18 protein-coding genes and 1 pseudogene are annotated in these 19,390 nt (G+C 70.0%); 16 read left to right on the plus strand and 3 right to left on the minus strand.

Annotated elements, in window-relative coordinates; genetic code table 11:
- Positions 1–103: 103 nt before the first annotated feature.
- The 4 genes from QNO09_RS34010 (at position 104) to QNO09_RS34025 (ending at position 4,155) form a co-directional block, all read left to right on the plus strand.
- Positions 104–1,132 (plus strand): CPBP family intramembrane glutamic endopeptidase, encoded by a 1,029-nt coding sequence (locus QNO09_RS34010; RefSeq protein ID WP_283974087.1) that lies wholly within the window; start codon positions 104–106, stop codon positions 1,130–1,132.
- 70 nt (positions 1,133–1,202) lie between these two features.
- The gene (gene mqnC, locus QNO09_RS34015) at positions 1,203–2,402 is read left to right on the plus strand and encodes a cyclic dehypoxanthinyl futalosine synthase (protein WP_283974088.1); all 1,200 of its coding nucleotides are present in this window, start codon (positions 1,203–1,205) and stop codon (positions 2,400–2,402) included.
- Between the two features lie 7 nt (positions 2,403–2,409).
- A complete protein-coding gene (locus QNO09_RS34020; protein ID WP_283974089.1) occupies positions 2,410–3,087 on the plus strand; it encodes an amidohydrolase family protein in 678 nt (225 codons plus the stop codon).
- Between the two features lie 372 nt (positions 3,088–3,459).
- Positions 3,460–4,155, plus strand: coding sequence for a demethylmenaquinone methyltransferase (locus tag QNO09_RS34025; RefSeq protein WP_283974090.1), 696 nt, complete (start codon positions 3,460–3,462; stop codon positions 4,153–4,155).
- Between the two features lie 20 nt (positions 4,156–4,175).
- On the opposite strand, the pseudogene QNO09_RS34030 reads toward QNO09_RS34025, so the two are convergent.
- Positions 4,176–4,499, minus strand: a pseudogene (locus QNO09_RS34030) (PASTA domain-containing protein); the annotation flags it as partial.
- Between the two features lie 89 nt (positions 4,500–4,588).
- Positions 4,589–5,113, minus strand: a complete 525-nt coding sequence (locus tag QNO09_RS34035) for a GNAT family N-acetyltransferase (RefSeq protein ID WP_283974091.1) — start codon at positions 5,111–5,113, stop codon at positions 4,589–4,591.
- 100 nt (positions 5,114–5,213) lie between these two features.
- On the opposite strand from QNO09_RS34035, the gene QNO09_RS34040 reads away from it, so the two are divergent.
- Positions 5,214–6,506, plus strand: coding sequence for a geranylgeranyl reductase family protein (locus tag QNO09_RS34040; protein ID WP_283974092.1), 1,293 nt, complete (start codon positions 5,214–5,216; stop codon positions 6,504–6,506).
- A 471-nt stretch (positions 6,507–6,977) separates the two neighbouring features.
- Here QNO09_RS34040 and QNO09_RS34045 read toward each other — a convergent pair whose 3' ends face one another.
- Positions 6,978–7,823 carry a C40 family peptidase gene (locus tag QNO09_RS34045; protein WP_283974093.1) on the minus strand — a complete coding sequence of 282 codons (846 nt, stop codon included), beginning with the start codon at positions 7,821–7,823 and terminating at the stop codon, positions 6,978–6,980.
- A 724-nt stretch (positions 7,824–8,547) separates the two neighbouring features.
- Between QNO09_RS34045 and QNO09_RS34050 the strand changes: the two genes are divergently transcribed.
- The 11 genes from QNO09_RS34050 to nuoK are packed head-to-tail and all read left to right on the plus strand — an operon-like array spanning position 8,548 to position 19,377.
- Entirely contained in the window at positions 8,548–8,907 is a 360-nt protein-coding gene (locus QNO09_RS34050) for an NADH-quinone oxidoreductase subunit A (RefSeq protein WP_019755222.1), read from the plus strand.
- A 13-nt stretch (positions 8,908–8,920) separates the two neighbouring features.
- Positions 8,921–9,475, plus strand: a complete 555-nt coding sequence (locus QNO09_RS34055; RefSeq protein ID WP_007387566.1) for a NuoB/complex I 20 kDa subunit family protein — start codon at positions 8,921–8,923, stop codon at positions 9,473–9,475.
- On the plus strand, positions 9,472–10,212 hold the full coding sequence (locus tag QNO09_RS34060) for an NADH-quinone oxidoreductase subunit C (protein ID WP_283974094.1): 741 nt from the start codon (positions 9,472–9,474) through the stop codon (positions 10,210–10,212). The genes QNO09_RS34055 and QNO09_RS34060 overlap by 4 nt, the downstream gene beginning before the upstream one ends.
- Positions 10,209–11,531, plus strand: coding sequence for an NADH-quinone oxidoreductase subunit D (locus QNO09_RS34065; RefSeq protein WP_283974095.1), 1,323 nt, complete (start codon positions 10,209–10,211; stop codon positions 11,529–11,531). The genes QNO09_RS34060 and QNO09_RS34065 overlap by 4 nt, the downstream gene beginning before the upstream one ends.
- The gene (nuoE, locus tag QNO09_RS34070; protein WP_283974096.1) at positions 11,528–12,388 is read left to right on the plus strand and encodes an NADH-quinone oxidoreductase subunit NuoE; all 861 of its coding nucleotides are present in this window, start codon (positions 11,528–11,530) and stop codon (positions 12,386–12,388) included. Before QNO09_RS34065 ends, nuoE begins: the two co-directional genes overlap by 4 nt.
- The gene (gene nuoF / locus QNO09_RS34075) at positions 12,388–13,734 is read left to right on the plus strand and encodes an NADH-quinone oxidoreductase subunit NuoF (RefSeq protein ID WP_502962380.1); all 1,347 of its coding nucleotides are present in this window, start codon (positions 12,388–12,390) and stop codon (positions 13,732–13,734) included. Before nuoE ends, nuoF begins: the two co-directional genes overlap by 1 nt.
- A complete protein-coding gene (locus tag QNO09_RS34080) occupies positions 13,731–16,235 on the plus strand; it encodes an NADH-quinone oxidoreductase subunit G (protein ID WP_283974098.1) in 2,505 nt (834 codons plus the stop codon). Before nuoF ends, QNO09_RS34080 begins: the two co-directional genes overlap by 4 nt.
- Positions 16,232–17,608: an NADH-quinone oxidoreductase subunit NuoH gene (gene nuoH / locus QNO09_RS34085; protein WP_283974099.1), complete on the plus strand. Its 1,377-nt coding sequence runs from the start codon at positions 16,232–16,234 to the stop codon at positions 17,606–17,608. Before QNO09_RS34080 ends, nuoH begins: the two co-directional genes overlap by 4 nt.
- Positions 17,601–18,242: an NADH-quinone oxidoreductase subunit NuoI gene (gene nuoI / locus QNO09_RS34090; protein ID WP_283974100.1), complete on the plus strand. Its 642-nt coding sequence runs from the start codon at positions 17,601–17,603 to the stop codon at positions 18,240–18,242. The genes nuoH and nuoI overlap by 8 nt, the downstream gene beginning before the upstream one ends.
- A complete protein-coding gene (locus QNO09_RS34095) occupies positions 18,239–19,081 on the plus strand; it encodes an NADH-quinone oxidoreductase subunit J (RefSeq protein ID WP_283974101.1) in 843 nt (280 codons plus the stop codon). The genes nuoI and QNO09_RS34095 overlap by 4 nt, the downstream gene beginning before the upstream one ends.
- Positions 19,078–19,377, plus strand: coding sequence for an NADH-quinone oxidoreductase subunit NuoK (nuoK, locus tag QNO09_RS34100; protein ID WP_062928520.1), 300 nt, complete (start codon positions 19,078–19,080; stop codon positions 19,375–19,377). Before QNO09_RS34095 ends, nuoK begins: the two co-directional genes overlap by 4 nt.
- The last annotated feature ends 13 nt before the right edge of the window (positions 19,378–19,390 follow it).

Here is a 19,390-nt window from a genome sequence, read left to right on the forward strand (position 1 = left end):
CCTTCACCAGCATCGCCTGCACCCTCATCTGCTACCGCAGACTCACCAAATGAGACGACTTCTAAGTCCCCTGTGCGCAACCGGCCCTGTAAGGATGCTGATCATGACAAACGCATCCCCGTACCCCACCGGCCCGACCCCGTACCCCACCGGCCCCACGCCGTACCCCGCCGCCCCGGCCCCCGACCCCGGCGGCCACCCCTACCACCGGATGGACCGCACCACAGGCCGTCACCGCTGGTGGCGGCCGTTGGTCGGCACGCTGCTTCTGGTCTGCGGCTACTCCGTGCTGGTGGTCGTGCTGCTCGTCGCCTCCTACGCGCTCGGGGCGATGGCCGGGTTGCCGGAACTGCCGGACGGCGGCGCCGACTTGGGGCCGCTCGGGAACACCGCGACGGATCTGGTGGCCATCGCGATAGCCCTGCCCGTGGTGCTGCTGGCCGTGCTGTGGCCGGCGAGACGGCCGGTCGGAACCGTCTCGTCGGTGACCGGGCGGCTGCGGTTCGGCTGGCTCGGGTGGTGTCTGCTGGCCGGGCTGGTGCCCGTCCTGCTGCTCACGGTGTCGGCCTTCCTCCTGCCGGACGACTCCGCCGGGTCCGGCGGGTCCGAGACATGGGTGGGCTGGCGCTCGTTCCTCGTGGCCATGGCCGTGCTGGCGGCCCTCGTCCCGTTGCAGGCCGCGGCCGAGGAGTACGTCTTCCGCGGCTGGCTGACCCAGGCGGTCGGCGCCTTCGTGCGCTCGCCGTGGATCGTGGTGATCCCGCAGGCCGCGCTGTTCGCCGCGGCGCACGGCTGGGGCACCCGATGGGGGTTCCTCGGTCTGCTGGTGAACGGCCTGGTGGCGGGACTGCTCACGATCCGCACCGGCGGACTGGAAGCGGCCATCGCCCTGCACGTCCTGAACAACCTGCTGGCCTTCGGCGCCTCCGCCGCGGTCGTCGGCGGACTGTCCTCGGACGAGACCGCGGCCGACGCGCCCTGGTCGCTGGCCGTCGCCGCCGTGGCCACCGACCTGCTCTACGCCGCGATCGTGCTGTGGCTCGCCCGGCGTCGCAGGCCGCAGCGCCTCTCGCCCCCGGCGCAGGCGCCCACTCCGTACCCGGAGTACCCCGGCCCCGCCCGCACGGCCTGACGTCCAGGCCTTGGAACCCCTGGCGTACGCTGGGCTGGTCCGTCCACAACCCTTACGAAAGGGACGCCCGGTGACCGAGAAGGCCGACCTTCAGCCCATCCTCGACCGTGCAGCCGCCGGTGGGCGGATCACCCCGGACGAAGCGCTCGTGCTGTACCGGGACGCCCCGCTGCACGCGCTGGGCGCCGCCGCCGACGCCGTACGCCGCCGCCGGTACGCCGGGACCGAGCACATCGCGACGTACATCATCGAGCGCAACATCAACTACACGAACGTCTGCGTGACGGCGTGCCGGTTCTGCGCGTTCTACGCCGCTCCCAAGGACACCGCCAAGGGCTGGACGCGTGACCTGGACGACATCCTGCGCCGGTGCGCGGAGACCGTCGAACTCGGCGGCACCCAGATCATGTTCCAGGGCGGGCACCACCCGGACTACGGCGTCGAGTACTACGAGAAGCACTTCGCGGCGATCAAGAAGGAATTCCCGCAGCTGGTCATCCACAGCCTGGGGGCGTCCGAGGTCGAGCACATGGCCCGGATCTCGAAGGTGTCCGTCGAGGAGGCGATCCGGCGTATTCACGCCGCCGGCCTGGACTCCTTCGCCGGTGCCGGTGCCGAGCTGCTGCCCGAGCGGCCCCGCAAGGCCATCGCCCCGCTGAAGGAGTCCGGCGAGCGCTGGCTGGAGATCATGGAGATCGCGCACAACCTGGGCGTGGAATCCACCTCCACCATGCTCATGGGCACCGGCGAGACCAACGCCGAGCGCATCGAACACCTGCGGATGATCCGGGACGTCCAGGACCGCACGGGCGGCTTCCGCGCCTTCATCCCGTACACCTACCAGCCCGAGAACAACCACCTGAAGGGCCGCACGCAGGCGACGCTCTTCGAGTACCTGCGGATGATCGCCGTCGCGCGGCTGTTCATGGACAACATCGCCCACATCCAGGGCTCGTGGCTGACCACGGGCAAGGAGGTCGGGCAGCTCTCCCTGCACTACGGCGCCGACGACCTCGGCTCGATCATGCTGGAGGAGAACGTGGTGTCGTCGGCCGGCGCCAAGCACCGGTCCAACCGGATGGAGATCATCGATCTGATCCGGAAGGCGGGCCGGGTGCCCGCCCAGCGCGCGACCACGTACGAGCACCTCGTCGTCCACGACGACCCGGCGAACGACCCGGTCGACGACCGCGTGGTCTCGCACATCTCCTCCACGGCCATCGAAGGCGGCACGGCTCACCCCGAGCTGAAGCTGCTGGCCCCCAACTGACCCGACCGTGCTGACGATCCACGCCGCCCCGCTGGTCCTGCCGGCGGGCGGCGCACCGGGCGTGGACGACGCGGTCGTGGACGGAGCCGTCGTGGTGGACGGCGACCGGATCATCGCCGTCGAGCCGTACGAGGACGCCGTCGACACCGCGCCGGGCGCGCGGGTACGGCGCTGGCCGGGCGTGCTCACCCCGGGTCTGCGCCAGTGGCACCCGCTGTGGCTGCTGCGCCACTGCTACCACCCGGACCCGCGCGAAGCCGACGAGCTGGGCGAACAGCCCCTGTGGGGCGAGCGGTTGGCGGCCCTGGGCGACCTCACCGAGACCCGCTGGTCGGGCAGCGTGCGGCGCGGCGTGCAGCGGATGCTGCGCTACGGCACGACGGCGGTCGCCTCGCCCGGCGCCCGCTTCCGCGATCCGCTGGTGGCCACGGCCGTCGCCCGGTCCGGACTGACCGTCGTGGGGACCACGAAGGCGCCCGGCACACTGCTCGGGGAGCGGCCCGACCTCGACCCGTTCGCCGAGGGGTACGACCTCGCGGGTACCGTTCACGCCCCGATGGCCGTCGGCGGCCGGGCCGACCTGGCCGTGTTCGACGTACCCGACGAGACGGCCCTGCGGGAGCGCGGCGCGGCCACCTGTGTGGCGACCGTGCTGGCCGGCCGACTGGTGTACCGGTCCCGCTGACCCCGGGACGCATCAGCCCGCGAACGCCTTGCCGAACGCCCCCGGCCCTAGGGGGCTTCTGATGGATCTCCGCGGCGTCGCGACGCCCGGCACGCACTCTCGCCGCACCGGACAAAAGGCCTAGTAGCTCCGCTACGAGGCCTTCCGCCCGGCACGCCGAGAGCACGCACCGAACGCCGCTCCTTCTTCCACGGAGATCCATCAGAAGCCCCCTTGTGTGCTTCCGCTGCGACCGGTCGCCGCCCCGGCCTAATCGGAGCTGTCCGCGCACGGTGTCCGTGCTGCTGTGCCGCTGTGCGGCTGGGTGGAGGACGTGGCGGCACGGAAGAAGCCGCGGCTCCTGCCCGCAGGGGGTGCTGCAAGAATGGGCCCGTGACCCGCGCATCCCTGGACAAGCAGCCGCACGAAGTCGCCTCGATGTTCGACGACGTGGCGGAACGGTACGACCTGACCAACGACGTGCTGTCCCTCGGCCAGGACCGGCGATGGCGCAAGGAGGTCGCCAAGGCGGTCGACGCGCGCCCGGCGCAGAAGATCCTCGACCTGGCGGCCGGCACGGGGACCTCCTCGCTGCCCTTCGCCCGCACCGGCGCCTACGTCGTCCCCTGCGACTTCTCGCAGGGCATGCTCCAGGTGGGCAAGCAGCGCCGGCCCTGGCTGCCGTACACCGCGGGTGACGCGACGCGGCTGCCGTTCAAGGACGACACCTTCGACGCCGTCACCATCTCCTTCGGGCTGCGCAACGTGCAGGACACGGACGCCGCGCTGCGCGAGATGCTCCGGGTGACCCGGCCCGGCGGGCGGATCGTGATCTGCGAGTTCTCGCACCCGACGTGGGCGCCGTTCCGCACGGCCTACACCGAGTACCTGATGCGCGCCCTGCCGCCGGTCGCCCGGGCCGTGTCCTCCAACCCCGACGCCTACGTCTACCTCGCCGAGTCCATCCGCGCCTGGCCCGACCAGCCCGCCCTGGCCGAGCGGCTGGGCGGGGCCGGCTGGTCCCGGGTGGCCTGGCGCAACCTGAGCGGCGGAATCGTCGCCCTGCACCGGGGATTCAAGCAGGGCTGATCGCTCTGGCGGGGGCTGAGCACCCGGTACGGGTCGTCGCCCGGCTCGTCCGGCTCCCGCTGGAGCCCGCCCCGGGGCGGGCTCCAGCGGGAGCCGCGGTTCGTGCACGCCCCGCCGCCCTCGCCCGGGCCGAGGTCGAACCACACGTAGACCATCGACTCCCGCGGTACCTCGGCTCCGGCCTGCGGGTACTGGCGTACGACGTAGTCGACGACGGCGAGGTGGAAGTCGGGCCGGTCCGGCGCGCCGAGGAGGAGACCCCGTGCCCGGGCCGTCTCCCGCGCGTCCACGGCCATCAGGCCGACCAGGCGCGGGACGCGCACGTCGGGTGCGGTGCGGGACATGTGCACAGATGTCACCCCCAGCGGTACGGGAAGGGTGACTCCCGCCCCGCACCGGCCGTAAGCGACAGGTGTCTTTCTGTGACAGTCGACTACTGTGCGTCGACGACCTTGAGGTCGAGCCGGTAGCAGTGCCCCGTCCGTCGCGCGGCCGGTGTCGTGAACGTCTCGGCGAGGCGCATCCCCAGACGCCGGGTCACCGCGATCGACCGGCTGTTGCGGGCGTCGACCATCGCCACGACGCCCGGTACGCCGGTCACCCGCATCCGCTCCAGCGTCTGCCGCGCGGCCGCGGTGACGTAGCCCTTGCCCCAGTGCTCCCGGGCAAGCCGCCAGCCGATCTCGATCTCGCCCGCCGGGCCCCAGGCCCGCTCCCACGGCTGGGCACCCGTGAACCCGATGACCTGCCCGGACTCGTCGAGCACCGTCCACAGGCAGAAGCCGAGTTCGGCGTCGTGCCGGCGCTGGCGGGCGGTGAGCTCCTCGTAGACGGAGAGCTCCGCGGCCCTGCCGCCCTGGAACTCCATGACGTCCGGGTCGTCGAAGATCCGGTGCCAGACGAACGCGTCCTCATGAGTGGGGACGCGAAGCCGCACGGCGGGGAGAGCTCGATTCACGGAGGGCAGCCCTTCAACCGGGTGATGAATGCTGCTGCATAGACTGCCCATGTCCAGTGCCGGTCGGCACGCAAGATTCCGAACTTGGGGAGATCCCGCCGTGACCGTCGTGACCGAGCCCCTCTCCGAGAACACCGCCGATGTGATCGTCGTGGGCGCGGGGCCGGCCGGCTCCACCACCGCCTACCACCTCGCCAAGGCGGGACTCGACGTCCTCCTGCTGGAGAAGACCGAGTTCCCACGCGAGAAGGTCTGCGGCGACGGCCTCACCCCGCGTGCCGTCAAGCAGCTCGTGGCGATGGGCATCGACATCTCGGAGGAGGCCGGGTGGCTGCGCAACAAGGGCCTGCGCATCATCGGCGGCGGGGTGCGGCTCCAGCTCGACTGGCCGGATCTCGCCTCCTTCCCCGACTACGGCCTCGTCCGCAAGCGCGACGACTTCGACGAGCAGCTCGCCCGGCAGGCCCAGAAAGCCGGCGCCCGGCTCTTCGAGCGCTGCAACGTGGGCGCGCCGATCATCGACGACCGCACCGGCCGCATCACCGGGGTGCACGCCAAGCTCGGTGAGGAGAAGCGCGAGGTCACCTTCCAAGCGCCCCTCGTCGTGGCCGCCGACGGCAACTCCACCCGGCTGTCCCTCGCGATGGGCCTGCACCGCCGCGAGGACCGCCCGATGGGGGTGGCGGTGCGCACGTACTTCACCAGCCCGCGCCACGAGGACGACTACCTGGAGTCGTGGCTGGAACTGTGGGACCGCCGCGGCGCCGAGGACCGTCTCCTGCCCGGCTACGGCTGGATCTTCGGCATGGGCGACGGCACGTCGAACGTCGGCCTGGGCGTCCTCAACACCTCCGACTCCTTCAAGGAACTGGACTGGCGCGAGGTCCTGAAGGCCTGGTGCGCGTCCATGCCGGAGGACTGGGGCTACACCCCCGACCACATGACCGGTCCGATCCGCGGCGCCGCGCTGCCCATGGCCTTCAACCGCCAGCCGCACTACACCAAGGGCCTGCTGCTCGTCGGCGACGCCGGCGGCCTCGTGAACCCCTTCAACGGCGAAGGCATCGCCTACGCCATGGAATCCGGCCAGATCGCCGCCGACGTCATCGTCCAGGCCCACGCCCGGCCGACCCCCGCGAGCCGTGAACTGGCCCTCCAGCGCTACCCGCGCGTCCTGAAGGACACCTACGGCGGCTACTACACGCTCGGCCGCGCCTTCGTGAAGCTCATCGGCAACCCGAAGGTCATGCAGATCGCGGCCCAGCGCGGGCTCACCCACCCGATGCTGATGAAGTTCACCCTGAAGCTCCTCGCGAACCTCACCGACCCGACCGGCGGCGACGCGATGGACCGCATCATCAACGGCCTGAGCAGGGTGGCCCCGAAGGCCTGACCGGGCGCCCGCGTGGTGATGCCGACGGCTTGAGCGGGTGGTCGGCCTGCGATGCCGACGGCGTGAGCGGGCTGGCGGTTCGTGGTGCCGACGGCGTGAGCGGGCGGCCTGCCGGTGGCCCGAGCGCCTTGCCGGCTGCGCATGCCGCCGTCCTGCACGGGAGGTTGCGGCCACCCGCTGCCGTCGGCCCGCACCATTTCGGGGCGTACGGGACTTACGGCCCGTCAGGGGAGCAATACTCAGCCAGGCTGGGACAATTCGGGCGCGGGGTGCTCGAGTGAGGGAAGTGCACGGGCAGGCCGCGGTGCCGAATGGCCTCCAGAGCGGCCCTGAGGGCCACTGGAGCGCCTCTGGGGGCAGAGTGGGGGTCGGGGAAGGCCGATGACCCCGGACAGGCCGGGAGGGCCGTTGCCTCGAAGTGGCAGCGGCCCTCAAGCCCGTTCGTGCGGAGGTGTCAGACGGCCGGAGACGTCAGAGGACGCGCACCGCGCCCGACGCCGGGTAGCCCGACAGATCCTGGATGACGACGCCCTTGGAGGGGTTGGCCGCGTCCAGGTACTGGCCGTTCCCGATGTAGACACCCACGTGGTACGCGGAGCCCTTGCCGCCCCAGTACAGGATGTCGCCGACCTGGACGCTGGACAGCGGGACGTCCGTGCCGGCCATCGACTGGTCCTGCGAGATGCGCGGCAGGTCCACACCAACCTGCTTGTACGCGGCCTGCACGAGGGAGGAGCAGTCCCAGGCGTTGGGACCGGTGGCGCCCATGACGTAGGCGTCGCCCAGCTGGGCCTTGAGGAACGAGATGACCGTCGCGACGCTGCCGCTGGCGGGCGCCGACACGGACGTGGAGGTGGAGGCGGACGTGGAGGCCGAGGCGGAGAGCGTGGCGCGCTCGACGTTGCGCGTGGCGCGTTCGGCGGCGGCCTTGCGGGCTTCCTCGGCGGCCTTCTTCTTGGCCTCCGCCTTCTTCTTCGCCTCGGCGAGGTCCTTCTTGGCCTCCGCGGCGGCCTTGGCGGCGGCCGCGTCGCGCTCGGCGCGCAGCTCGTAGGTCGCGGCGGCCTGCTGGGTGGCGGCCGCGGACTGGGCCACCTGAGCGGACAGGTCGGCCGTCAGGGTGGGCAGTTCGATGGTCTGCGTCACCGGCTCGGCGGCGCTCGCCGAAGCCGACGCACCTGCCGCCGCCATGCTGAGGACGCCACCGGTGACTCCGGCACGCATGGCGATCGAAGAGGTCGCGCTGCGGCGGGGTTTCCGGTGGCTGCGTATGTGAGCGGTGTGGGACATGGGAACAACCGGTACCAGGGGCTCCTTCATATCTTCAAGAAACGTGTGCTGCGCCACAGTTGTTCATCCGGGCCCCCAAAAACCCCCGACGAGCCTCTTTATTGACGCCCTAACGGACATTGCGGGCGCGCCGTGACCAGCCTGTGATCACGGTGTTTGATCAATACGCCCGAATTGCCCCGGGCCTACCATCGGTTGGGTTGATTGGCCAAGCCCCGTTCTCATGGATCTCTCATCCATGTGACGGAGGTCACGGAACGGTTGTCCCGGCGGTCGCGTCCCGGCGCGTGGATCACGACCGGGTCACGAGCTCGCGGAGATCGTGAACGCGCGCACACGTCCACACCTCGCCCCGCGCACCCCCTGACGTGTGAACGGGCCTCTACCAAGAGATCGACTCCCTCGCCAATTTGCATGCACGGGAACCCTCTTGATATTGAGACGACCCCTCCGGCCTGCGATGACGTGCCAAAATGTCACCTCTCGTGATCACTCGGACGCTTCGCGTGTGAAGATCAACGCTCATCCGGCTTCATGATCGATCGTCAGGTGGTGGAGATCACAAAGCTTGTGCAATACCCCGTGTCGCAGATCACAGAGTGTCGGGCATAGGATGCACGCGGTTGGGCTTGTGACCTGCTTCACATGTTCCCGATCTTCGCCGGGGCTGGCGAGGTTCGAGGGACAGGTGGGGCGGATGTGAGCCCGACGCAAACCGCCAGCAGTCAGTGCCGACTGAGAGGAGCGAGGAGCGGTGAACGCTTATGCGCCCATCCTCGTACTGGGAGCCCTCGGGGCAGGCTTTGCGATCTTCTCCGTGGTGATGGCCACGTTGATCGGGCCCAAGCGGTACAACCGCGCGAAGCTCGAGGCCTACGAGTGCGGTATCGAACCGACCCCCACGCCGGCCGGCGGCGGGCGCTTCCCCATCAAGTACTACCTGACGGCGATGCTCTTCATCATTTTCGATATCGAGATCGTCTTCCTCTATCCCTGGGCCGTCAGCTTCGACGCCCTGGGGATCTTCGGGCTCGTGGAGATGCTGCTCTTCGTGCTCACCGTCTTCGTCGCGTACGCGTACGTATGGCGGCGCGGCGGCCTGGAATGGGACTGAGGAGCCACACGTCATGGGACTCGAAGAAAAGCTGCCGAGCGGCTTCCTGCTGACCACCGTCGAGCAGGCCGCGGGCTGGGTGCGCAAGTCGTCCGTCTTCCCCGCCACCTTCGGCCTCGCCTGCTGTGCCATCGAGATGATGACCACCGGCGCGGGCCGCTACGACATGGCGCGCTTCGGCATGGAGGTCTTCCGGGGCTCGCCGCGCCAGGCGGACCTGATGATCGTCGCCGGCCGGGTCAGCCAGAAGATGGCGCCGGTACTGCGGCAGGTCTACGACCAGATGCCGAACCCCAAGTGGGTGATCTCCATGGGGGTCTGCGCCTCCTCGGGCGGCATGTTCAACAACTACGCCATCGTCCAGGGCGTCGACCACGTCGTGCCGGTCGACATCTACCTCCCCGGCTGCCCGCCCCGGCCGGAGATGCTGCTGGACGCCATCCTCAAGCTCCACCAGAAGATCCAGTCCTCCAAGCTCGGCGTGAACGCCGAGGAGGCGGCCCGCGAGGCGGAGGAGGCGGCGCTCAAGGCCCTGCCCACGATCGAGATGAAGGGGCTGCTGCGGTGAGCGACGCGAACGGCAACGGTGTCAACCCCGAGAAGGACCTGTCGGCCTCCAACCTCCCCGGCCAGCGCGGCCAGGGCGGCGAGGAGATCCGCGTCCAGCGCGGCATGTTCGGCGCGAACAGCGGCGGCGACACCTCCGGCTACGGCGGCCTGGTCCGCTCGGTCCGGCTCCCGGGACCGGCGGCCCGTCCCTACGGCGGCTGGTTCGACGAGGTGGCCGACGAACTCGAAGGGGCGCTGGAGGAGCAGGGCCTGCTCCCGGACAACGCCATCGAGAAGACGGTCGTCGACCGCGACGAGCTGACCTTCCACATCGAGCGCGAGCACCTCGTCCGCGTCGCCCGCACCCTGCGCGACGACCCGGCCCTGCGCTTCGAGCTGTGCACCGGCGTCAGCGGCGTGCACTACCCGAACGACAAGGGCCGCGAGCTGCACGCCGTCTACCACCTGCGCTCGATCACCCACAACCGGGTGATCCGCCTGGAGGTCAGCGCCCCCGACAGCGACCCGCACATCCCGTCGCTGTTCGAGGTCTACCCGACGAACGACTGGCACGAGCGCGAGACGTACGACTTCTTCGGAATCGTCTTCGACGGCCACCCGGCCCTGACGCGGATCATGATGCCGGACGACTGGCAGGGCTTTCCGCAGCGCAAGGACTACCCCCTCGGCGGCATCCCCGTCGAGTACAAGGGCGCCCAGATCCCGGCTCCGGACCAGCGGAGGTCGTACTCATGAGCACTTCGCACGCCTCCCCTCGGGAGACCACAGAGGGCACCGTCTACACGGTCACCGGCGGCGACTGGGACGAGGTCGTCCAGTCCGCGGCCCGCACCGACGACGAGCGCATCGTCGTCAACATGGGCCCGCAGCACCCGTCCACACACGGCGTGCTCCGGCTGATCCTGGAGATCGACGGCGAGACCGTCACCGAGGCCCGCTGCGGCATCGGCTACCTCCACACCGGTATCGAGAAGAACCTCGAGTACCGGAACTGGACCCAGGGCACCACGTTCGTGACGCGCATGGACTACCTGATGCCGTTCTTCAACGAGACGGCGTACTGCCTCGGGGTGGAGAAGCTCCTCGGCATCGAGGACCAGATCCCGGACCGCGCCTCGATCATCCGGGTGCTCCTGATGGAGCTGAACCGGATCTCCTCCCACCTGGTGGCCATCGCCACCGGCGGCATGGAGCTCGGCGCCACCACGATCATGATCTACGGATTCCGTGATCGTGAACTCATTCTCGATATCTTCGAGCTGATCACCGGCCTGCGGATGAACCACGGGTACATCCGCCCCGGCGGACTCGCCCAGGACCTGCCGCCCGGCGCGGTGGACCAGATCCGCGAGTTCGTGAAGACGATGAAGAAGAACCTCCCGGAGTACGACAAGCTCGCCACCGGGAACCCCATCTTCAAGGCCCGCATGCAGGACATCGGCTACCTCGACCTGGCCGGCTGCATGGCCCTCGGCGCGACGGGACCGATCCTGCGCTCCACCGGCCTGCCGCACGACCTGCGCAAGGCCCAGCCGTACTGCGGCTACGAGACCTACGACTTCGAGATCCCGACCGCCGACACCTGCGACTCCTACGGCCGCTTCCTCATCCGGCTGGAGGAGATGCGCCAGTCCCTCAAGATCGTCGAGCAGTGCCTGGACCGGCTCCAGCCCGGCCCGGTCATGGTCGCCGACAAGAAGATCGCCTGGCCCGCGCAGCTCGCGCTGGGGCCCGACGGCCTCGGCAACTCCCTCGACCACATCAAGAAGATCATGGGCACCTCCATGGAGGCCCTGATCCACCACTTCAAGCTGGTCACCGAGGGCTTCCGCGTCCCGCCGGGACAGACGTACGCGGCGGTCGAGTCGCCCAAGGGCGAACTCGGGGTGCACGTCGTCTCCGACGGCGGCACCCGCCCCTACCGGGTCCACTTCCGCGACCCGTCCTTCACCAACCTGCAGGCCATGGCGGCGATGTGCGAGGGCGGCCAGGTCGCCGACGTCATCGTCGCCGTCGCGTCCATCGACCCCGTGATGGGAGGCGTCGACCGATGACCACATCGTCTTCCGAGCGGGGCGTCAGCCTGGGTATGCCCGAACTGCCCGCACCCGCCTACCCGGACGACGTCCGGACCCGTCTGGAGACCGACGCGCGCGAGATCATCGCCCGCTACCCGGACTCCCGGTCCGCCCTCCTGCCGCTGCTGCACCTCGTGCAGGCGGAGGAAGGGCATGTGACCCGCACCGGCATGCGGTTCTGCGCGGACGTGCTCGGCCTGACCACGGCCGAGGTCACCGCGGTCGCCACCTTCTACACCATGTACCGCCGCCGCCCGAGCGGTGACTACCAGGTGGGAGTGTGCACCAACACCCTGTGCGCCGTGATGGGCGGGGACGCCATCTTCGAGGAGCTCCAGGAGCACCTCGGGGTCGGCAACGGCGAGACCACCGGCGACGGCAAGGTCACCCTGGAGCACATCGAGTGCAACGCGGCCTGCGACTTCGCGCCGGTCGTGATGGTCAACTGGGAGTTCTTCGACAACCAGACCCCGGCCAGCGCCAAAAGCCTCGTCGACGACCTGCGCGCGGGACGGCCGGTGACGCCCACCCGCGGGGCGCGCATGTGCACCTTCAAGGAGACCGCCCGGGTCCTGGCCGGCTTCCCTGACGAGCGGGACGGGGCCGTGGAGTCCGGGGGAAGCGCGGGACCCGCCTCCCTGGTCGGCCTGAAGCTCGCCAAGGGGGAGGCCTCCGCCGCACGCGTGGTGCACCCGCGCGGTGAGGCGGCCCGGACCGGGGCACCGCACGAGCCGTCGCCGACGGAGCACTTGAGCTCGCACGACGCGCCGCAGGACACGTCGGCCTCCGACCCGGCCCACCCGGCCGGGCCCACCGCCGAGGAGGGGGAGTGATGACCTTGGCACCCGAGCTGAAAGACATGAGCCCCGAGAAGCTGCTCGCACCGGTGCTGTCGGCCTTCTGGGACGAGGACAAATCCTGGACGCTGGACGTCTACCGGCGGCACGACGGCTACGAAGGGCTGCGCAAGGCGCTCGCCATGTCGCCGGACGACCTGATCGCATACGTCAAGGACTCCGGTCTGCGCGGGCGCGGCGGCGCGGGCTTCCCCACGGGCATGAAGTGGCAGTTCATTCCCCAGGGGGATGGAAAGCCGCACTATCTCGTGGTCAACGCCGACGAGTCGGAGCCCGGGACGTGCAAGGACATCCCGCTCCTCTTCGCGAACCCGCACAGCCTCATCGAGGGCATGATCATCGCGTGTTACGCCATCAGGTCGTCGCACGCCTTCATCTATCTGCGGGGTGAAGTCGTCCCCGTGCTGCGGCGGTTGCACTCCGCCGTGCGCGAGGCCTACGAGGCGGGCTTCCTCGGCGAGAACATCCTGGACAGCGGACTCGACCTCGACATCACCGTGCACGCGGGCGCGGGCGCGTACATCTGCGGTGAGGAGACCGCGCTGCTGGACTCGCTCGAAGGCCGCCGGGGCCAGCCGCGGCTTCGCCCTCCCTTCCCCGCCGTCGCGGGCCTCTACGCCTGCCCGACCGTGGTGAACAACGTCGAATCGATCGCGTCGGTTCCCGCGATCCTGCAGCGGGGCAAGGAATGGTTCCGGTCGATGGGGAGTGAGAAGTCGCCCGGCTTCACGCTCTACTCCCTGTCCGGTCATGTCGCCAGCCCCGGCCAGTACGAGGCGCCGCTCGGGATCACGCTCCGCCAGCTCCTCGACATGAGCGGCGGGATGCGCCCCGGGCACCGCCTCAAGTTCTGGACGCCGGGCGGCTCCTCGACCCCGATGTTCACCGACGAGCACCTCGACGTCCCTCTTGACTACGAAGGAGTGGGCGCCGCGGGTTCCATGCTCGGCACCAAAGCCCTCCAGTGCTTCGACGAGACGACCTGCGTGGTCCGGGCCGTCACGCGCTGGACCGAGTTCTACGCCCACGAGTCCTGCGGCAAGTGCACGCCCTGCCGCGAAGGGACCTACTGGCTCGTGCAGCTGCTGCGCGACATCGAGGACGGCAAGGGACGGATGTCCGACCTCGACAAGCTGAACGACATCGCCGACAACATCAACGGCAAGTCCTTCTGCGCCCTCGGCGACGGCGCCGCCTCGCCCATCTTCTCCTCGCTCAAGTACTTCCGCGAGGAGTACGAGCAGCACATCACGGGCCGGGGCTGCCCCTTCGACCCGGCCAAGTCGACGGCCTGGGCCGACCGCACGGAGGTGAACGCATGACCGTGACCACCAACGCTCCCTCAGGCGGGGGAGAGACAGTGGTCCCGCCGGAGGACCTCGTGTCGCTGACGATCGACGGCGCCGAGATCAGCGTGCCCAAGGGCACCCTGGTCATCCGGGCCGCCGAGCAGCTCGGCATCGAGATCCCCCGGTTCTGCGACCATCCCCTGCTCGACCCGGCCGGCGCGTGCCGCCAGTGCATCGTCGAGGTCGAGGGCCAGCGCAAGCCCATGGCGTCCTGCACCATCACCTGCACCGACGGGATGGTGGTCAAGACCCACCTCACCTCCCCGGTCGCGGAGAAGGCCCAGAAGGGTGTGATGGAGCTCCTGCTCATCAACCACCCGCTGGACTGCCCGGTCTGCGACAAGGGCGGTGAGTGCCCGCTGCAGAACCAGGCCATGTCGCACGGCGACGCCGAGTCCCGCTTCGAGGGCCGCAAGCGGACCTACGAGAAGCCCGTGCCGATCTCCACGCAGGTGCTCCTCGACCGCGAGCGGTGCGTGCTGTGCGCCCGCTGCACCCGGTTCTCCAACCAGGTCGCGGGCGACCCGATGATCGAGCTGATCGAGCGGGGCGCGCTCCAGCAGGTCGGCACCGGCGAGGGCGACCCGTTCGAGTCGTACTTCTCCGGCAACACCATCCAGATCTGCCCGGTCGGCGCGCTGACTTCTGCGGCGTACCGATTCCGCTCCCGCCCCTTCGACCTGGTCTCCTCCCCGTCGGTGTGCGAGCACTGCTCCGGCGGCTGCGCCACGCGCACCGACCACCGGCGCGGCAAGGTCATGCGGCGGCTCGCGGCCAACGACCCCGAGGTCAACGAGGAGTGGATCTGCGACAAGGGGCGGTTCGGGTTCCGGTACGCGCAGCAGCGCGACCGGCTTGAGACGCCGCTCGTGCGCAACGCCGAGGGTGAGCTGGAACCGGCCTCCTGGCCGGAGGCGCTGCAGATCGCGGCCCAGGGGCTGCTGGCCTCCCGGGGCCGGACCGGAGTCCTGACCGGCGGCCGCCTCACCGTCGAGGACGCCTACGCGTACAGCAAGTTCGCGCGCGTGGCGCTCGACACCAACGACATCGACTTCCGCGCGCGCGTGCACAGCAGCGAGGAGGCCGACTTCCTCGCGGCCGAGATCGCCGGGCGCGGCCGGGACCTCGACGGCACGGGCGTCACCTACACCGCGCTGGAGAAGGCACCGGCCGTCCTGCTGGTCGGGTTCGAGGCGGAGGAGGAGGCGCCCGGCGTCTTCCTGCGGCTGCGCAAGGCCTGGCGGGGGCACGGGCAGAAGGTGTACTCCCTGGCCACGCACGCCACGCGCGGTCTGGAGAAGGCCGGAGGCACGCTGCTGCCGGCCGCGCCCGGCACCGAGACCGAGTGGCTGGACGCGCTCGCGAGCGGCGCCGGCCTGGAGGACGACGGCGCGCTCGCCGCCGAGGCACTGCGCACCGAGGGCGCGGTCATCGTCGTCGGCGAGCGGCTGGCCGCCGTGGCCGGCGGGCTCACCGCCGCCGCCCGCACGGCCTCCGCGACCGGCGCCCGGCTGGTGTGGATCCCGCGCCGGGCCGGGGAGCGCGGCGCGATCGAGGCGGGCGCGCTGCCGTCGCTGCTGCCGGGCGGACGCCCGGCCACCGACCCGCGCGCGCGGGACGAGGTCGCCGCCGTCTGGGGCGTCGCCGGTCTCCCGCACCGCTACGGCCGTGACACCGGCCAGATCGTGGAGGCCGCCGCGACCGGAGAGCTCCAGGCGCTGCTGGTGGCGGGCGTGGAGATCGCCGACCTGCCCGACCCGGCACGCGCGCGTGCCGCCCTGGACGAGGTGGGCTTCCTGGTCTCCCTCGAACTGCGGCCCAGCGAGATCACCCGCAAGGCCGATGTCGTCCTGCCCGTCGCCGCGGTCGTCGAGAAGGCCGGCACCTTCCTCAACTGGGAAGGCCGGATCCGCTTCTTCGAGGCGGCGCTCAAGCCCGACCAGATGACCCGCCGCTCGGCTCCCACCGACGCGCGCGTGCTGCAGATGCTGGCCGACGCCATGGACGTCCACCTCGGGCTGCCGGACCTGCGCACCGTGCGCGGCGAGATCGACCGGCTCGGCGCCTGGGACGGCCCGCGGGCCGGTGAGCCCCTGGAGACCGCGGCCGCGCTGCCGAGGCCGGCCGCCGGTGAAGCCGTACTCGCGGGACACCGGCTGCTGCTCGACCAGGGCGTCCTCCAGCAGGGCGACGAGGCACTCGCCGGAACCCGGCACGCCGCTCGCGCGCGGCTGTCGTCCGCGACGGCCGCCGAGGCGGGCGTCGAGAACGGCGACCTGCTCGCGGTCACCGGCCCCCAGGGGGTCGTGGAACTCCCGCTCCAGATCAGCGACATGCCCGACCGGGTGGTGTGGCTGCCGCTGAACTCCACCGGCGGCGGCGTCGCCTCCGACACCGGGGCGCGGCCCGGCTCCCTCGTCCGCATCGGCCCGGCGACGCTCGCCGGCGAGGCCCCCAAGGAGGTGGAGGCATGAGCCCGTACCTCGCCGCTGAAGACCTCTCGATGTTCGGCACCGACCCGTGGTGGCTGGTCGGCATCAAGGCGGTGTTCTGCTTCGCCTTCCTGATGGTGACCGTGCTGGTCTCCATCGTCATGGAGCGCAAGGTCGTCGCCTGGATGCAGCTGCGCATCGGCCCCAACCGGCACGGCCCCTGGGGCATGCTCCAGTCGCTCGCCGACGGCATCAAGCTGATGCTGAAGGAGGACGTGATCGTCAAGCGCGCGGACAAGGCGGTGTACGTCCTCGCGCCGGTCATCGCGGCCATCCCGGCCTTCATGGCGATCGCGGTGATCCCCTTCGGCCCGGCCGGCAACGAGATCTCGATCTTCGGCCAGCGCACCACGATGCAGCTCACCGACCTGCCGGTCGCGATGCTCTACATCCTGGCCATCGGTTCCCTCGGGGTGTACGGCTTCGTCCTGGGCGGCTGGTCCTCCGGGTCGACGTACCCTCTGCTCGGCGGTATCCGCTCGTGCGCGCAGATCATCTCGTACGAGATCGCCATGGGCGCCGCCATCGCCTCGGTCTTCCTCTACTCCGGCTCGATGTCGACCTCGGCGATCGTCGGAGCCCAGGAGGACCGCTGGTTCTTCATGCTGCTCCCGGTCTCGTTCCTGATCTACATGGTGACGATGATCGGCGAGTCCAGTCGGGCCCCGTTCGACATGCCGGAATCCGAGGGCGACCTGGTCGGCGGTTTCAACACCGAGTACAGCTCCATCAAGTTCGCGATGTTCATGCTCTCCGAGTACATCCACATGGTCACCGTGTCGATGATCGCGGTGACGCTGTTCCTCGGCGGCTGGCGGGCCCCCTGGCCGATCAGCACCTTCTGGGAGGGCGCGAACCACGGCTGGTGGCCGATGCTCTGGTTCGTCGTCAAACTCCAGGTGCTGATCTTCTTCTTCATCTGGCTTCGCGGCACCCTCCCGCGCGTTCGCTACGACCAGCTGATGAAGCTCGGCTGGAAGGTCCTCATTCCGGTCGCGCTGGTGTGGCTGATGCTCGTCGCGAGCGTCCGGGCCTTCAGGAACCAGGGCTACGACTTCGCCGACATCGCCCTCTACGTGGGCGGTGGCGTACTCGCCCTGCTGCTGCTCTCCTTCGTCGTCGACATGTTCCGCGAGAAGTCGAGGAAGGCCGAGCAACCCGCGGAGGCCCCGCCCGCCTTCGACCCGATGGCGGGCGGATTCCCCGTGCCGCCCCTGCCGGGACAGGAACTCCCACCAGTCCCGCGCCGCCGCTCGCGCAGTGAGCGTGAGCTGATTGTCAGTGGTGGCCCCGATACTCGGAGTGACGAATCTCTGGGCGGAACTACGGATGGAAAGGAGGCGTCCGATGACTGAGGAACCCAAGGACACCAAGCCCGGTTTCCAGAACCCCGTGGCCGGCTTCGGCGTGACCTTCAAGGCCATGTTCAAGAAGCGGCTGACCGAGCAGTACCCGGAGCAGCAGAAGACCACGGCACCGCGCTTCCACGGACGGCACCAGCTCAACCGCCATCCGGACGGCCTGGAGAAGTGCGTCGGCTGTGAACTGTGCGCCTGGGCCTGCCCCGCCGACGCGATCTACGTGGAGGGCGCGGACAACACCGAGGAGGAGCGCTACTCGCCGGGCGAGCGGTACGGCCGCGTCTACCAGATCAACTACGCCCGCTGCATCCTGTGCGGCCTGTGCATCGAGGCCTGCCCCACGCGCGCGCTCACGATGACCAACGAGTTCGAGCTGGCCGACTCCAGCCGCGCCAACCTCATCTACACCAAGGAGCAGCTGCTCGCCGGTCTGGAAGAGGGCATGGTCGACACGCCCCACGCCATCTACCCCGGCACGGACGAGCAGGACTACTACCGGGGTCTGGTGACGGAGGCCGCGCCCGGCACCGAACAGCAGGTCGCCCACTCCAAGGGCGAGGTGGTGCAGGAGGCCGACTCGACCTTCGGCGGGACCGAACCCGCGTCGGACGAGGTGATCGGCCGATGACCGCCCAGCTCGCCGCCTACTCCACCTCCACCGGAGAGGCCGTCCAGTTCTGGATCCTCGGCACCGTCGCGGTGATCGGCGCCCTGGGCACCATCCTCATGAAGAGGGCCGTGCACAGCGCGCTCTGCCTCGCCGGAACCATGATCGTCCTGGCGGTGTTCTACCTCGCCAACGGCGCGTACTTCCTGGGCATCGTCCAGATCATCGTCTACACCGGCGCGATCATGATGCTGTTCCTGTTCGTGGTGATGCTCGTCGGCGTCACCGCGGCGGACTCCCTGAAGGAGACCATCAAGGGTCAGCGCTGGTTGGCCGCGCTGTGCGGGCTCGGCTTCGGCGTCCTGCTGGTCGCCGGGATCGGCAACGCCTCCCTGACGGAGTTCAACGGCATCGGCCAGGCGAACGCCGGGGGCAATGTGGAGGGCCTGGCCGCCCTCCTGTTCACCAGGTACGTCTTCGCGTTCGAGATCACCGGCGCCCTGCTCATCACGGCCGCCGTCGGCGCCATGGTGCTCACCCACCGCGAGCGCACCGAGCGCGCCAAGACGCAGCGGGAGCTCGCCGAGGAGCGCGTGCGCGAGGGCAAGCAACTGCCGCCCCTGCCCGCCCCCGGCGTGTACGCCCGGCACAACGCGGTCGACATCGCGGGCCTGCTGCCCGACGGCACCCCGTCCGACCTCACCGTCAGCAAGACGCTGCGCGAGCGCGGCCAGATCCGCGACGTGTCGCGGGAGGCGCTCAACGACCTCAAGGCCCTGGAGCAGCGGTCCGAGGAGCGTCTGGAGCGCAGGGCGGTCGGGCCGGCGAAGTTCCAGCGGTCCGAGGAGGGGTCGAAGTGAATCCGGTCAACTACCTCTATCTCGCGGCCCTGTTGTTCACGATCGGCGCCACCGGCGTGCTGATCAGGCGCAACGCGATCGTCGTGTTCATGTGCGTCGAGCTCATGCTCAACGCCTGCAACCTCGCGTTCGTCGCCTTCTCCCGGATGCACGGCAACCTCGACGGCCAGATCATCGCCTTCTTCACGATGGTCGTCGCCGCCGCCGAGGTCGTGGTCGGGCTGGCGATCATCGTGTCCCTGTTCCGTGCCCGCCACTCGGCCTCGGTCGACGACGCCAGCCTGATGAAGCTGTAAGGGGTCGGAAGAA

The organism is Streptomyces sp. 378, assembly GCF_030124145.1.
In the GTDB taxonomy this organism is placed as follows: Bacteria; Actinomycetota; Actinomycetes; order Streptomycetales; family Streptomycetaceae; genus Streptomyces.

What these genes read in the sequence shown, in the direction of transcription:
- nuoI (WP_283974100.1), top strand. Translation starts at nt 17,601, where the DNA reads ATGACTGAGGAACCCAAGGACACCAAGCCCGGTTTCCAGAACCCCGTG.
- nuoH (WP_283974099.1), top strand. Translation starts at nt 16,232, where the DNA reads ATGAGCCCGTACCTCGCCGCTGAAGACCTCTCGATGTTCGGCACCGAC.
- nuoE (WP_283974096.1), top strand. Translation starts at nt 11,528, where the DNA reads ATGACCACATCGTCTTCCGAGCGGGGCGTCAGCCTGGGTATGCCCGAA.
- QNO09_RS34080 (WP_283974098.1), top strand. Translation starts at nt 13,731, where the DNA reads ATGACCGTGACCACCAACGCTCCCTCAGGCGGGGGAGAGACAGTGGTC.
- QNO09_RS34095 (WP_283974101.1), top strand. Translation starts at nt 18,239, where the DNA reads ATGACCGCCCAGCTCGCCGCCTACTCCACCTCCACCGGAGAGGCCGTC.
- QNO09_RS34055 (WP_007387566.1), top strand. Translation starts at nt 8,921, where the DNA reads ATGGGACTCGAAGAAAAGCTGCCGAGCGGCTTCCTGCTGACCACCGTC.
- QNO09_RS34010 (WP_283974087.1), top strand. Translation starts at nt 104, where the DNA reads ATGACAAACGCATCCCCGTACCCCACCGGCCCGACCCCGTACCCCACC.
- QNO09_RS34065 (WP_283974095.1), top strand. Translation starts at nt 10,209, where the DNA reads ATGAGCACTTCGCACGCCTCCCCTCGGGAGACCACAGAGGGCACCGTC.
- nuoF (WP_502962380.1), top strand. Translation starts at nt 12,388, where the DNA reads ATGACCTTGGCACCCGAGCTGAAAGACATGAGCCCCGAGAAGCTGCTC.
- QNO09_RS34045 (WP_283974093.1), bottom strand. Translation starts at nt 7,823, where the DNA reads ATGAAGGAGCCCCTGGTACCGGTTGTTCCCATGTCCCACACCGCTCAC.